This is a genomic window from Staphylococcus epidermidis (assembly GCF_006742205.1).
In the GTDB taxonomy this organism is placed as follows: domain Bacteria; phylum Bacillota; class Bacilli; order Staphylococcales; family Staphylococcaceae; genus Staphylococcus; species Staphylococcus epidermidis.
Genome location: NZ_AP019721.1, coordinates 380051 through 394590 on the forward strand (window position 1 = coordinate 380051; position 14540 = coordinate 394590).

12 protein-coding genes are annotated in these 14540 nt (G+C 32.0%); 10 read left to right on the top strand and 2 right to left on the bottom strand.

Features of this window, described 5'->3' with window-relative positions; genetic code table 11:
- Positions 1 to 69 precede the first annotated feature (69 nt).
- Positions 70 to 1521, bottom strand: coding sequence for an APC family permease (locus tag FNL83_RS01770; RefSeq protein ID WP_002489706.1), 1452 nt, complete (start codon positions 1519 to 1521; stop codon positions 70 to 72).
- A gap of 543 nt (positions 1522 to 2064) precedes the next feature.
- Here FNL83_RS01770 and cidR point away from each other — a divergent pair.
- The 4 genes from cidR (at position 2065) to budA (ending at position 7273) form a co-directional block, all read left to right on the top strand.
- Entirely contained in the window at positions 2065 to 2946 is an 882-nt protein-coding gene (cidR, locus tag FNL83_RS01775) for a cidABC operon transcriptional activator CidR (RefSeq protein ID WP_001830605.1), read from the top strand.
- A gap of 833 nt (positions 2947 to 3779) precedes the next feature.
- Complete coding sequence (locus tag FNL83_RS01780) at positions 3780 to 4730, top strand: L-lactate dehydrogenase (protein ID WP_001830650.1); 951 nt, start codon at positions 3780 to 3782, stop codon at positions 4728 to 4730.
- A gap of 62 nt (positions 4731 to 4792) precedes the next feature.
- Complete coding sequence (alsS, locus tag FNL83_RS01785) at positions 4793 to 6457, top strand: acetolactate synthase AlsS (RefSeq protein WP_001830666.1); 1665 nt, start codon at positions 4793 to 4795, stop codon at positions 6455 to 6457.
- Between the two features lie 111 nt (positions 6458 to 6568).
- Positions 6569 to 7273 carry an acetolactate decarboxylase gene (gene budA / locus FNL83_RS01790; protein WP_001830626.1) on the top strand — a complete coding sequence of 235 codons (705 nt, stop codon included), beginning with the start codon at positions 6569 to 6571 and terminating at the stop codon, positions 7271 to 7273.
- 398 nt (positions 7274 to 7671) lie between these two features.
- Here budA and FNL83_RS01795 read toward each other — a convergent pair whose 3' ends face one another.
- Positions 7672 to 8541: an oxidoreductase gene (locus FNL83_RS01795; RefSeq protein ID WP_001830628.1), complete on the bottom strand. Its 870-nt coding sequence runs from the start codon at positions 8539 to 8541 to the stop codon at positions 7672 to 7674.
- Between the two features lie 75 nt (positions 8542 to 8616).
- Between FNL83_RS01795 and panB the strand changes: the two genes are divergently transcribed.
- The 6 genes from panB to FNL83_RS01825 all read left to right on the top strand — a co-directional run bounded on the left by panB (position 8617) and on the right by FNL83_RS01825 (position 14423).
- On the top strand, positions 8617 to 9435 hold the full coding sequence (panB, locus tag FNL83_RS01800; RefSeq protein WP_001830671.1) for a 3-methyl-2-oxobutanoate hydroxymethyltransferase: 819 nt from the start codon (positions 8617 to 8619) through the stop codon (positions 9433 to 9435).
- On the top strand, positions 9428 to 10288 hold the full coding sequence (gene panC / locus FNL83_RS01805) for a pantoate--beta-alanine ligase (protein WP_001830610.1): 861 nt from the start codon (positions 9428 to 9430) through the stop codon (positions 10286 to 10288). The genes panB and panC overlap by 8 nt, the downstream gene beginning before the upstream one ends.
- A complete protein-coding gene (gene panD, locus FNL83_RS01810) occupies positions 10281 to 10667 on the top strand; it encodes an aspartate 1-decarboxylase (RefSeq protein WP_001830619.1) in 387 nt (128 codons plus the stop codon). Before panC ends, panD begins: the two co-directional genes overlap by 8 nt.
- Before the next feature lie 417 nt (positions 10668 to 11084).
- Positions 11085 to 12095, top strand: coding sequence for a zinc-ribbon domain-containing protein (locus FNL83_RS01815; protein WP_001830633.1), 1011 nt, complete (start codon positions 11085 to 11087; stop codon positions 12093 to 12095).
- Positions 12096 to 12098: 3 nt separating this feature from the next.
- Complete coding sequence (locus FNL83_RS01820; protein ID WP_002486289.1) at positions 12099 to 13430, top strand: zinc ribbon domain-containing protein; 1332 nt, start codon at positions 12099 to 12101, stop codon at positions 13428 to 13430.
- Between the two features lie 306 nt (positions 13431 to 13736).
- On the top strand, positions 13737 to 14423 hold the full coding sequence (locus tag FNL83_RS01825) for an epoxyqueuosine reductase QueH (protein ID WP_153647446.1): 687 nt from the start codon (positions 13737 to 13739) through the stop codon (positions 14421 to 14423).
- The last annotated feature ends 117 nt before the right edge of the window (positions 14424 to 14540 follow it).

Sequence of the window (14540 nt, forward strand, 5' to 3'; positions counted from 1 at the left end):
TGGGACAGAATTCATAACGAGTTCATTGTCCTACTCCCTATATTTTAATTTAATCTATAAGTCTTTCATTTATTTTCTAGGTACTTGATACGCTTCTTCATCATTCTTTTTGGAATGTCTAATTCCATAAATTAAATAAATAATTATACCTACAATAAACCATATCAGTGTATACAACTTAGCTTCAAAACTTAATCCCCAAAATACTAGCAATACTAATATAAATGTAATTGCAGGCAATATAGGATATAAAGGTAATTTAAACTCTGGCTTAGGTAAATCTTTCCCTTCACGTTTTCTTAATCGATACATTGCTAGTGACACAAACATGAATGCAACAAGGGTACCTGCGGAAATCAATTGTGCTAAGAAAGCAAACGGGAACATTGATCCGATAACTACGCCAATGATTGTAAGTATGACAAGTGCTCGATTAGGTAAATGTTTGTGATTCAATTGACTTAACCAAGAAGGGAGTAAACCATCTCGTCCAAATGAATATAATAGACGTGAACCTGCAAGCATCATACCGATTAATGCAGTGAACATACCGATGACAGAAATTGCTTGAACAACTGCAGCAATAATACCATGACTACTTTCTCGTAATGCCCAACCTACTGGCTCTGCATTATCAGCGTATTGAGAGTAATGGAACATGCCAACAAGAACAAGTGCTACGGCCACAAACAATACAATTGCTACTATGAGTGACCCTAAGATTCCTCTAGGCATTGTCTTCTGTGGATTAATCGCTTCAGCTGAATTAGCAGCAATAGAGTCAAAACCAATATAAGCTAAAAAAATCATTGAAACTCCAGCATAAATACCTTGCCAACCTCCAAAGTCGCCAGTTTCAGTAACTTTATGTTCTGGAATAAAAGGTATATAGTTACTGAAATTAATCGCAGTTAGCCCAACAATCACAAATAAAATGATGGCCAACACCTTTAATATAACCAATACATTTTCCATACGAGCGGCTTCGTTCATTCCGCGTGATAATAGTAATGCAGTTAAAATAATCACTACAGCAGCAATGATATCAATGACACCACCGTTACTTCCAAATGGATTAGATAATGATTTAGGTAAAGAAATGCCCAATGGTGCAATAAGACCTCTTAAGTTAGCAGAAAAGCCTGAAGCAACGAAAGCAACAGCAATAAAGTATTCTGCTAAAAGCGCCCAACCGGCAACCCATCCGAATAATTCACCAAAAAGAACATTAATCCATGAATAAGCTGAACCAGCAAAAGGCATTGTAGATGCCATTTCTGCATAAGTAAAGGCTACAAGACCTGCCACAATAGCAGCTAATAAGAATGACAATGAAACAGCAGGTCCGGCATGCTCAGCCGCGACAACACCTGGTAAAGTGAAGATAGATGTAGAAACAATTGTACCAACACCTAGTGCAAGAAAGTCGCGTACACGTAATGTGCGTTTAAGATGCCCATCTTTACTTTGATAAATAGTAGGATTCTCTTTTCGAGTCATCCGATTAAAAAAACTTCCCATAACAAACCTCCATAACATCAACTTACTATTAACATGAGTCAGCAAACATTCCTTAACAATACGTATTAAAAAATCATCTACATGTAGATAAAATGAATTGGCTGATTCTGATAATTAATATAATAGCACAGAAGATAAATATTTTGTCTAAAAATTCTGAAAAATTAACAAAAATTATTTTCCTCAGTGATTAAGTTAATATAGTAAAATTTCAATAGGCTAAAAAGGATATAAATTGAATGTTAATATCACAGGAATTTTCATTTATGGTATTTGTCATGTATTTCTTCACATGATTTATAAATTAGTAAAGTAATTATATTTGTAAAACATGTTATCGTAAAAGAGAGCATCATGATAATGATGAAAAATAATCGGTATTAGTCAATTAAAACAATTATATACACGGAATTATTGTTCAATGAGTGTTAGTGTAAATGATTAATTGAAGAAGTTATGTTAAAAAAATGCTAGATATCAAACGATGGTTCTATGAGAGAAGATATCCATCAATCAAATGTTGATAATTAAGGATGAATGTAAATGGAAATTAAACAAATTAAATATTTCGTAGAAGTTGTACGACAAGGTGGTATGACGCAAGCATCTGAACACTTATACATTGCACAGTCAACGATTAGCAAAGCGATTAAAAATATTGAAAATGAATACGATATTACATTGTTTGACCGGTCACAAAAACAAATAAAACTAACAGATATAGGTCAAACATTTTATGATAATAGTTTAGAATTTTTAGCTTTATTCGAGAAATTATCTTTAGAAATGAATGACATTGTGAACGTTCAAAAAGGTCATATTAAAATAGGCTTATCACCAATGATGAATGTTCAAATGTTTACAAATGCATTGAATCAGTTTCACAGACTCTATCCTAATGTGACATATGAAGTGATTGAGGGTGGTGGTAAAATTGTTGAGAACTTAACATCTAATGATGATGTGGATATTGGTATTACTACATTACCTGTAGATCACACTGAATTTCATTCAACTTCTTTATATAATGAAGAATTATTATTAGTAGTAAGTAATGACCATCATTTAGCACATTTAAATAAAGTAGACATGGCAGATTTGAAAGATGAAGAGTTTGTTTTATTTCATGATGATTATTATTTAAAAGATCAAATTATAGAGAACTGTAAAAGGCTAGGCTATTACCCTAAAACTGTTGCTAATATTTCTCAAATTAGTTTTATCGCTAATATGATTCAACAAGGAATAGGAATTAGTATCGTTCCAGAAAGTTTAGTTAATTTAATGGGGAATAACGTAACGTCCATTCAATTAGAGAATGTTGAATTATCATGGCATCTTGGCGTGATATGGAGAAAAGATGCTTATCTCAATCATGTAACTCGCAAATGGATTGAATTTATTTCTGAGATGAAACCAACATAGGTCAATATTTAGTAAAAGATTTTATATCAAAGTCGATATTACAACTTGTCAATTTTTAATAACGCCAAAGATATGTAAGAGGCACAAACACATCTTTAATGTATTGTACATATGCACGTAAATTTCATTAAGGTACACCAATAGTTCTCACTCCACAATTTAAATATTAAAATGACTAGTACATAAATTGAAGTGTGCTTTTCAAGTAGGTGTTTATACTTAAATAACTGAGCCTGAGACATCGATATTTGTCTCAGGTGTTTTGTATATTGGAAGTTAATGGCTGAATTTAAAATGTGCCGAAGTAAATCTTTATATTATAAATTCTTTAAAAAGGTATACGACGGTAGATATTTTAATCAATTACTATTTTTTTGATGTTTTGACGTTATATTTATTGATAAATATTTGGAATTCACTGTATTTAATTGTTAGTTTATACATAGAGGTGGGTATGGCCTAGTAGGTAGTCTTTTAATAAAGGCATTGAATTGATGTCTTTATTGACGAAAAAGACCGCGATTAACTCATATTCGTTTATTTCATATATGAATAAACAAAGTATTACATTTTTCTATAGGAAACCTATTCCTTTTATGAATGGTTAACATCGTTATTATGTATTTTATTAATACTTTGTCACGTACTATAATAATAAACGTAATAAAGTTAGTCGCTGAATTGATTGCTTCAGAAAAGTGTTGAAAAATTGTCATTAAAATGAATTTTTTATATCTGAACTGAAGTAAAATTCTAGTTATTTTAATAGAAATATTATACAAATAAGCTAACACAGTTATTTGTGTAACTTTATTATGAAGGAGTTCGTTAAAATGAAAAAATTTGGGAAAAAAGTTGTTTTAGTAGGAGACGGTTCCGTAGGTTCAAGTTATGCATTTGCTATGGTGACTCAAGGAATTGCAGATGAATTTGTAATTATTGATATTGCAAAAGATAAAGTGGAAGCAGACGTTAAAGATTTAAACCATGGTGCACTTTACAGTTCTTCACCAGTGACTGTAAAAGCTGGAGAATATGAAGATTGTAAAGATGCAGATTTAGTTGTTATTACAGCAGGTGCACCTCAAAAACCGGGTGAAACTCGTTTACAACTTGTTGAGAAAAATACTAAAATCATGAAAAGTATCGTAACTAGTGTCATGGATAGTGGCTTTGATGGTTTCTTCCTAATTGCTGCAAACCCAGTTGATATCTTAACACGTTATGTTAAAGAAGTTACAGGTTTACCAGCTGAACGTGTTATTGGTTCTGGTACAGTGCTTGATAGTGCAAGATTCAGATATTTAATAAGTAAAGAATTAGGTGTTACATCAAGTAGTGTTCACGCTAGCATTATAGGTGAACATGGTGACTCTGAACTTGCAGTTTGGTCTCAAGCAAACGTTGGAGGTATTTCAGTGTATGATACATTGAAAGAAGAAACTGGTAGCGATGCTAAAGCGAATGAAATTTATATTAATACAAGAGATGCTGCTTACGATATCATTCAAGCTAAAGGATCTACGTATTATGGTATAGCTCTAGCACTATTACGTATTTCTAAAGCTTTACTAAATAATGAAAATAGTATTTTGACAGTTTCTAGTCAACTTAATGGTCAATATGGATTTAACGATGTTTATCTTGGCTTACCAACACTTATCAATCAAAATGGTGCAGTTAAAATTTATGAAACACCATTAAATGATAACGAACTACAATTACTAGAAAAATCAGTGAAAACTTTAGAAGACACTTATGATTCTATAAAACATTTAGTTTAAAACTTATGAGAATGACGAAGATGTTTTGAGTGAACTTAATTTTTGAAAGGAAATGAATATAAATGGCGGAAAAACAATATTCTGCAGCACAAATGGTAATTGATACTTTAAAAAATAATGGAGTTGAGTATGTATTTGGTATTCCAGGTGCGAAAATCGACTACTTATTTAATGCACTAGAGGATGACGATATTGAATTAGTCGTTACGCGTCATGAACAAAACGCAGCGATGATTGCACAAGGTATTGGTCGTTTAACAGGAAAACCAGGTGTGGCTATTACTACAAGTGGCCCAGGGGTAAGTAACTTAACTACTGGTTTATTAACTGCAACTTCTGAAGGTGACCCTGTATTAGCTATCGGTGGTCAAGTTAAAAGAAATGACTTATTACGTTTAACACATCAAAGTATTGATAACGCATCATTACTTAGATCCTCAACTAAATATAGTGCAGAAGTACAAGATCCAGAATCACTATCAGAGGTTATTACGAATGCAATGCGTACAGCCACTTCAGGTAAAAATGGAGCGAGCTTTATCAGTATTCCACAAGATGTTATTTCATCACCTGTCAAAGCTGATGCAATTTCATTATGTCAAAAACCACATCTTGGTGTACCTTCAGAACAAGAAATTAATGAAGTGATTGAGGCTATTAAAAATTCTAAATTCCCAGTATTATTAGCTGGAATGAGAAGTTCAAGCCAAGCTGAAACAGAAGCTATTCGCCGTTTAGTTCAAAAAACAAATTTACCTGTTGTTGAAACATTCCAAGGTGCCGGCGTAATTAGTCGCGAATTAGAAAATCACTTCTTCGGTCGTGTTGGTTTATTTAGAAACCAAGTGGGTGACGAATTACTTAGAAAAAGTGATTTAGTTATCACAATCGGTTATGACCCTATTGAATATGAAGCAAGTAACTGGAATAAAGAATTAGATACTAAAATCATCAATGTCGATGAAGAACATGCTGAAATCACTAATTACATGCAACCAGTTAAAGAGTTAATCGGAAACATTGCAGGTACAATAGATATGATTTCTGAACATGTAAATGAACCATTTATTAATCAAGATCATTTAGATGAACTTGAAAAATTAAGAGGCGAAATCACAGAAGCAACTGGAATTAAAGCAACTCACAAAGAAGGTGTGATGCACCCAGTTGAAATCATTGAAACAATGCAAAAAGTTTTAACTGATGATACTACTGTAACTGTAGATGTGGGAAGCCATTACATTTGGATGGCTCGTAAATACAGAAGTTACAATCCTAGACATTTACTATTTAGTAACGGTATGCAAACTCTAGGTGTTGCACTTCCATGGGCTATTTCAGCTGCACTTGTACGTCCAAATACACAAGTTGTTTCTGTAGCTGGAGACGGTGGTTTCCTATTCTCAGGACAAGAATTAGAAACTGCAGTACGTAAAAACTTAAATATCATTCAATTAATTTGGAATGATGGTCGTTATAACATGGTTGAATTCCAAGAAGAAATGAAATATAAACGCTCTTCAGGTGTAGAATTTGGACCAGTTGATTATGTAAAATATGCAGAATCATTTGGCGCTAAAGGATTACGTGTGACTAATCAAGAAGAATTAGAGGCAGCACTTAAAGAGGGTTACGAAACTGATGGACCAGTATTAATTGATATCCCAGTTAACTATGCAGATAATGTTAAATTATCTACAAATATGTTACCAAATGCTTTAAATTAATAAATTAACCAATGATACTAAGGTGAATTTTAATAAAACGCACTCTAAGGTTGAAAGGCTACCTTAGAATGCGTTTCTTCAAGTAATGAATATTAATAGGAGTGATTATGAATGACTAATGTATTATATCAACACGGAACATTAGGAACTTTAATGGCAGGTTTATTAGAAGGAACTGCTTCAATTAATGACTTATTAGAACATGGTGATTTAGGTATTGCTACGCTTACAGGTTCTGATGGAGAAGTAATTTTTGTTGATGGTAAAGCTTATCATGCAAATGAACATAAAGAATTTATAGAATTGACAGGCGACGAAATGACACCATATGCAACTGTTACAAAATTCAAAGCAGACTCAAGTTTTAAAACATCTAATAAAAATCAAGAAGAAGTATTCGATGAAGTTAAAAAACAAATGAAAAGTGAAAATATGTTCTCGGCAGTTAAAATTTCAGGAACGTTTAAAAAAATGCATGTACGTATGATGCCTGGTCAAGAACCTCCATACACACGTTTAATTGATTCAGCTCGTAGACAACCTGAAGAAACACGTGAAAATATCAAAGGTTCAATCGTAGGTTTCTTCACTCCAGAATTATTCCATGGTATTGGTTCTGCAGGTTTCCATATTCACTTTGCAAATGATGATCGTGATTTTGGTGGTCATATTTTAGACTTTGAAGTGGATGATGTGACTGTTGAAATACAAAACTTTGAAACATTTGAACAACACTTCCCAGTAGATGCTAAATCATTTACTGATGCTGACATTGACTATAAAGATATAGCCGATGAAATCAGAGAAGCTGAATAATTGTTAGCTAGATGTACCTTAACTCCAAACATTATAGACTACAATGATTTGTATACTAAATAGATGAGGATAAGATAAAATATGTATTGAATATATTGTCTTATCTCGGTAACGAACCCCGACATAGAGAATTTCTGAATGAAACTCTCTATGTTGGGGTTTCTTGTACTACTATTGAAAAAGTTTGATATAAACAACATCTTCAATTCAAGTATAAATTATCTATATGGTTAACAAAGCCTAGGACATGAATTTGTGTTCTAGGCTTTGTTATATGTTTATGGTGATTAGAATTTATAAAGTAAATGCATTTCAAATATGGGGTTGTTTATTTGTAGAATAAATATATTTTTTTTGAGAAAAGGTCATATTTTATAATGACTAATTTACCTAAGATATCAATCTGGTTGTGTGTATTCAAGGTGATAAGCGTATAAAAATGTATAAGCCATATCTAGATAGGGTGTCTCTAAATGATGTTTTTTTGCACATTTATATATATAACCCTGTATGGCCTCGACTTCAAGAGGATGCTTGTTAATGACATCGTAATACATACTTGTTCCCATTTCGTCTGGATAACCTTTATAAATATTTAAAATATCATCAACGATATGATCTTCAAAGTCAATTTGTTCAGCTCTAGCAACTTTAAGACCATCAACTAATATACGACGACACAACGACTCAATATGAGGAGATTTTAAAATTTTAGCTGGTTGTTGTCCAATAGCAGTGATGGTATTTATACCTAAATTCACTAATAATTTATACCAAATGCTTTTTTCAATATTTTCTTGTAAAACCACCTCTATTTTGGAAGGATGAACCATTTGCTTGAATTGACGAGTTAGTGTGCTATCTTGAATATATAGTTGGTAATCTCTGAAATGTTGAACATTGTTGTTAACTTTTTGTCCGCTAATATAGACGACTGCTTGAAAGACATGTTGATATGGAAGTTTATTAAGCTGTCCATAGCCATTTTGTGCTAAGATAATGAGCGAATCGTCATGAGTGATTTTAGGTAATTGTTTAATGACGTCATCCAATTGATGTGTTTTAACTGCTATGATAATGACATCAAAAGTTTGATTAATATGATTAAATGAAGTCACTTTAACATTACTTCCATTAGAAGTATTTTCTGGGAAATAGGTCATTAATTTATCTTGCCGGCCGATGAGTTCCGTATCTGGTAGAACTTTTTTTAATTCAAAAGCTAACGTTGTACCCACTGCACCTGGGCCTATAATGGCAATTGTCATAACTTTATTCTTTCCTTTCTTTTTACGATTCATTATACTATTGCTAATAATAAAGGAAATTGAGGGTGAAATGAATTGAAAACTTTAAATCATTTAAACAAAATGAAGGCATCACAGCAAAAGATTTCTATGGTTACAGCTTATGATTATCCTAGTGCTAAGCAAGCACAACAAGCTGAAATTGACATGATTTTGGTAGGAGATTCTTTAGGAATGACAGTGTTAGGATATGATAGTACTGTTCAAGTTACATTGAACGATATGATTCATCATGGTAAGGCTGTTAAAAGAGGTGCTTCAGATACATTTATAGTTGTTGATATGCCTATAGGGACTGTTGGTTTAAGTGATGAAGAAGATCTAAAAAATGCACTTAAGCTTTATCAAAACACGAATGCTAACGCTGTCAAAGTAGAAGGGGCTCATCTTACATCATTTATTCAAAAAGCAACTAAAATGGGTATACCTGTTGTTTCTCACTTAGGTCTTACACCTCAAAGTGTAGGTGTAATGGGGTATAAACTTCAAGGGGATACAAAGACAGCCGCTATGCAACTTATCAAAGATGCTAAAGCTATGGAAACTGCTGGTGCAGTAGTACTGGTTTTAGAAGCCATACCTAGTGATTTAGCTCGAGAAATTAGTCAGCAACTCACTATTCCAGTTATAGGTATAGGGGCAGGAAAAGATACTGATGGGCAAGTGTTAGTGTATCATGATATGTTAAATTATGGTGTTGATCGACACGCTAAGTTTGTTAAGCAATTTGCAGACTTTTCAAGTGGTATTGATGGATTAAGGCAATATAATGAAGAAGTTAAAGCAGGGACGTTTCCTTCTGAAAATCATACTTACAAAAAACGTATTATGGATGAGGTAGAGCAACATGACTAAAGTTATTACAACAATCAATGAAATGCAATCTATTGTTAAACAACATCAACGTGAAGGTAAAACAATAGGATTCGTTCCGACTATGGGAGCTTTACATGATGGTCATTTAACCATGATGAAGCAATCTGTAAGCGAAAATGATCTCACGGTTATTAGTATATTTGTGAATCCCTTGCAGTTTGGACCTAATGAGGATTTTGATGCTTATCCACGTCAACTCGATGATGATGTGGCTGCAGTAAAAAAGTTACAAGTGGATTATGTTTTCCATCCGAGTGTAGATGAAATGTATCCAGAAGAATTAGGTATTCATCTGAAAGTTGGACACTTGGCACAAGTATTAGAGGGAGCACAAAGACCTGGACACTTCGAAGGTGTTGTGACCGTGGTCAACAAACTATTTAATATTGTGCAACCAGATTATGCCTATTTTGGGAAAAAGGATGCACAACAATTAGCTATTGTTGAAAAGATGGTTAAAGACTTTAATCTTCCTGTACATGTTATCGGTATTGATATCGTAAGAGAAAAAGATGGTTTAGCCAAAAGCTCTAGAAATATTTACTTGACCTCTGAAGAACGAAAAGAGGCAAAACATTTATATCAAAGTCTACGCTTAGCAAAGAATTTGTATGAAGCGGGTGAACGAGATAGCAATGAGATTATAGGTCAAATCGCTGCGTATTTAAACAAAAATATTAGTGGACATATTGATGATTTGGGTATTTATAGTTATCCAAATCTTATACAACAATCAAAGATTCATGGACGAATATTCATATCATTGGCAGTTAAATTTTCTAAAGCAAGATTGATAGATAATATAATTATTGGAGATGACTATATTGATTAGAACATTTATGAACTCAAAAATCCATAGAGCTAGAGTTACAGAATCTAATTTAAATTACGTTGGAAGCATAACAATAGATGCCAATATATTAGATGCGGTTGATATTTTACCCAATGAAAAGGTTGCTATTGTTAATAATAATAATGGTGCTCGATTTGAAACATATGTCATTGCTGGAGAACGTGGTAGTGGAAAGATGTGTTTAAATGGCGCGGCTTCAAGACTAGTTGAAGTTGGAGACGTCATTATTATTATGACATATGCACAATTAAATGAAGATGAAATGGTAGATCACTCACCAAAAGTAGCTGTGTTAAATGAAAATAATGAAATTATAGAAATGATAAATGAGAAAGAAAATACGATATCAAATGTATAAGAAATGAGATGGAATTCGTTCTCAAGTGATAGTGTCATTATCGATTTTGAAATCAAAAAGGTTTGAAAAGATATAAATAAGATGATGATTGAATCAATAAAATACTATGAGCATGATTAAGAGTCTGGACACAAGGTAGATGGATGTCCAGACTCTTTTTTATTTCAATTATATTGTTTTGAAGTAAATGTCTAAATAATAATGAAGAGAAATACATACTATTACTATAAATCAATTTGAGAATATATGAGTTGAAAAAGTGGCGGAAAATATATACTCCTTTATATGGAATCTATATACCACAATTCACTATGTCCGATTAAATAAATAAGATTTTTAGGATTTTTGTAGAAAACAATATAAATAAAATGATATAATTTAAAAGATTACAAAATATTTATTATAGGAGGGTTTTATATGCATTGTCCGAATTGCGGTAATCCAATAGAAGATGATGATTTATTCTGTGGTGAATGTGGACATAAAATAAGTCGACATCCACAGTCAGTCAGAAATGCAGAAAGTGAAATAACAAAAGCTGAAAAGAATGATGAAGAACAAAACATAACATCAAATAATAAAGAAAACAACGCAGCGACTCATCAAAATGTTGATTCAACATCTCATGATGAGACTAGATCAAATGAAAATGACGTAGCAGATTCAACATTACAATCTAAGCAGTCACATAATGATACCCAACAATCAAATCTCTCTACATACCATCAAAGACCTCAACATCGAGAAATTCCTCAAAATCAACACAATCACGATCAACAGCAAAGTCAAATAGGTCAACAAGCTAAACAAGTAACAAATGAAAGTAAAGGTTTCTTTAAAAGTGCATTTACTGCACCTGATAAAATCATTCAAACTAATCATGTTTTCAGTTTTAAATTATTATTATCATTATTAATAATCGGTTTTATTGTATTAGCAATTTTACTCGCTTCCGTAATACCAGTTGAGATTGGTATTTTCGGTACTACAAGAGGAAGTTTGGTAACGAGTATCATTTTTGGTATTATTCTATTTTTGGTTGTCATAGTAGGTGCAATATTTGGGCTTACACGTTTAGTAGTTAGACAACCTATTGCATTTAAAAAAGTATTATCAGACTATGTGTTAATTAATAGTGTTTCGTTAGCAATTTTAATTATTTCTGTAATTTTAATATTAGCAGAATCATACAGCTTTGGCGGAAGTATAGCATTATTGTCTTTATTATTATTTATTGCTTCTGGTATTTATCTAATTGCGAAGTATAGCACTGGTAATCAAACAAGAATATCCAGCTTTTATGGTGTGATTATTTATATCATTATTTTGTTCTTATTTATTCGTATTTTTGGGGAGGCATTTTTCCATCAAATATTTGGTGATTTTATAGAAGAACTAGGGGATTTATTTGAAGGAGGAACTTATTAAAATATGAAATATTGCAGTAATTGTGGTCAACCTCTTCGAGAAGGTGTAAAGGTGTGTACAAATTGTGGTACGCCTGTGAGAAATGATGGACCTAATTATAAACATTCAGAACAACGTTATTCTCATCAACAACCACGTTCCAATAAGAGTAATAAAAAAACTTGGTTGATTGTTACTATAGTGTTAGCCATTATCATTGCTTTGGTAGTAATCTTTACTATAGCTAAAAATCAAATGTCTCCAGAAAAACAAGCGACTCACATTGCACATGCTATCAAAAAAGACGATGCTAAATCATTATCTAAGCAATTAACATCAAACGATCATCGTTTAAATGAAGAAGAAGCACGTGCGTACTTAAAGTATATTAAAGCAGAAAGTGATTTAAAGCATGTTGCTGACAAAGTTGAAGAAAACACCAAAGATATTAAAAATAATCACTATAACAATTTATCTGTAGATGCAAATGATAATAATATTTTAAATATATCTAAAGACGGGAAAAAATATGTTTTTTTTGATAACTATCAATTTAATGTTCCTCAAAAAACAATTACGATCGTTTCAAGTGATAGTGGTGAAATTACTTATGAATTTAACGGGGATAAACATCATATTTCTGTAGAAGAAGATGACGATAAAGAATTAGGAACATTTCCTATCGGTGATTATAATTTAAAAGCATCAAAAGACATGGAAGGTAAAAATTTTAAAGGCGCTATTACAATTGATATGAGTGAAAGTGATAGTATTGCATATGAATCGTTTAAACAAAAACGTTTTAATGTTGATACTGAAGGCGGATATATATTAGATAATGTAAAAATATATGCTAATGGTAAAGAAATAGGCGATGGTTTTTCATCAGAAACATATGGTCCTTATGATCCAGATGAAGAAGTTATCGTTCACGCTGAAGGTTCATACGAAGGAAAAACTTTTAAATCAAATTCGGTCAATGTAGCAAGTGCAAGCGAAAAAGATGGTGGTGTGACAGATGTCACAGTCAAATTCGATGAAGAAGCTATTGATCAGTATGTCGATAAAAAATTAGATGAAAAATACGATGATTCAGATGACGAGTCAGATAACGATTCAAGTAGTGGCGAAGTAACGCGTGAAAATGTAATTGATAAAGTAGAGTCATATGAAGGACATACACTAGATACTGATACGTATACGTATAAAGAACCTGAAAAAACCGGTGATGGTAAATGGGGTTTTTCATTCTTAGATAAAGATGGAGATTTAGCTGGATCGTACACGGTAGACATTGACGACGGTTATGTTACAGAATATGACGAAGATGGTGAAGAAGTTGGATCTGGTTATTAATATTTAATGTAAGAACCTGAGACAAAAATAATTGTCTCAGGTGTTTTATTGTAGTGGAAATTGATGACTAATTTTAAAGTAGCTATGTAACAAATTTTTATTTTTAGGACTTGTTGTTAAAATGTGGAAATACACGCAATTCAAATTCGGTCGCTTTTTTTAATTTTTTAAGAGTTAAAGTCGAATTGTCTTGTACATTCGATATTTCCTTTATATATTCGCTAATATATAATATTATTAAATAATGTGTTATGTAGATGAAAGAGAGGTCATATTGTGATTGAAGCGAATCAAATTTTAGCTAAAATGAAAAATCAAAAAATCAACTATGATAAAGTATTAAGAAAGATAATTTCTCAATGGGAACGTGATGGAGAACGCCCTAAAATCTTACTTCATAGTTGTTGTGCACCTTGTAGTACATATACGTTAGAGTTTTTAACACAATATGCGGATATAGCGATTTATTTTGCGAATCCTAATATACATCCCAAAAGTGAATATTTAAGACGTGCTAAAGTTCAAGAACAATTTGTAAATGATTTTAATAATAAAACAGGTGCAAATGTAAAGTATATTGAAGCCGAATATGAACCGCATAAATTTATGAAAATGGCAAAAGATAAAGGTTTAACTGAAGAGCCGGAAGGTGGACTAAGATGTACGGCTTGTTTCGAGATGCGATTAGAAATTGTTGCAAAAGCTGCTTTAGAACATGGTTACGATTATTTTGGTAGTGCAATCACACTCTCTCCAAAGAAAAATGCGCAATTAATCAATGAACTAGGTATGGATGTACAAAATATATATAATGTAAAATATTTACCAAGTGATTTTAAAAAGAATAAAGGGTATGAACGTTCTATCGAAATGTGTAATGATTATAATATTTTTAGACAATGTTATTGTGGTTGTGTATTTGCAGCGATGAAGCAAGGTATAGATTTTAAACAAATAAATAAAGATGCTCAAGCATTTTTACAACAATTTTAAAAATATAAAATGTGAGGCTCGGACATAATTCCTAGCAAAATAGCCAGTAAATGAGTTTTCATAAATTCATTTACTGGCATCTTTATTTAAAATACTTCGTATTGTTGGCTCGCTTTC

Coding starts and splice junctions, on each gene's coding strand:
- FNL83_RS01820 (WP_002486289.1), top strand. CDS start 12,099: ATGAAATATTGCAGTAATTGTGGTCAACCTCTTCGAGAAGGTGTAAAG.
- budA (WP_001830626.1), top strand. CDS start 6,569: ATGACTAATGTATTATATCAACACGGAACATTAGGAACTTTAATGGCA.
- alsS (WP_001830666.1), top strand. CDS start 4,793: ATGGCGGAAAAACAATATTCTGCAGCACAAATGGTAATTGATACTTTA.
- FNL83_RS01770 (WP_002489706.1), bottom strand. CDS start 1,521: ATGGGAAGTTTTTTTAATCGGATGACTCGAAAAGAGAATCCTACTATT.
- FNL83_RS01825 (WP_153647446.1), top strand. CDS start 13,737: ATGAAAAATCAAAAAATCAACTATGATAAAGTATTAAGAAAGATAATT.
- FNL83_RS01795 (WP_001830628.1), bottom strand. CDS start 8,541: ATGACAATTGCCATTATAGGCCCAGGTGCAGTGGGTACAACGTTAGCT.
- cidR (WP_001830605.1), top strand. CDS start 2,065: ATGGAAATTAAACAAATTAAATATTTCGTAGAAGTTGTACGACAAGGT.
- FNL83_RS01780 (WP_001830650.1), top strand. CDS start 3,780: ATGAAAAAATTTGGGAAAAAAGTTGTTTTAGTAGGAGACGGTTCCGTA.
- panC (WP_001830610.1), top strand. CDS start 9,428: ATGACTAAAGTTATTACAACAATCAATGAAATGCAATCTATTGTTAAA.
- FNL83_RS01815 (WP_001830633.1), top strand. CDS start 11,085: ATGCATTGTCCGAATTGCGGTAATCCAATAGAAGATGATGATTTATTC.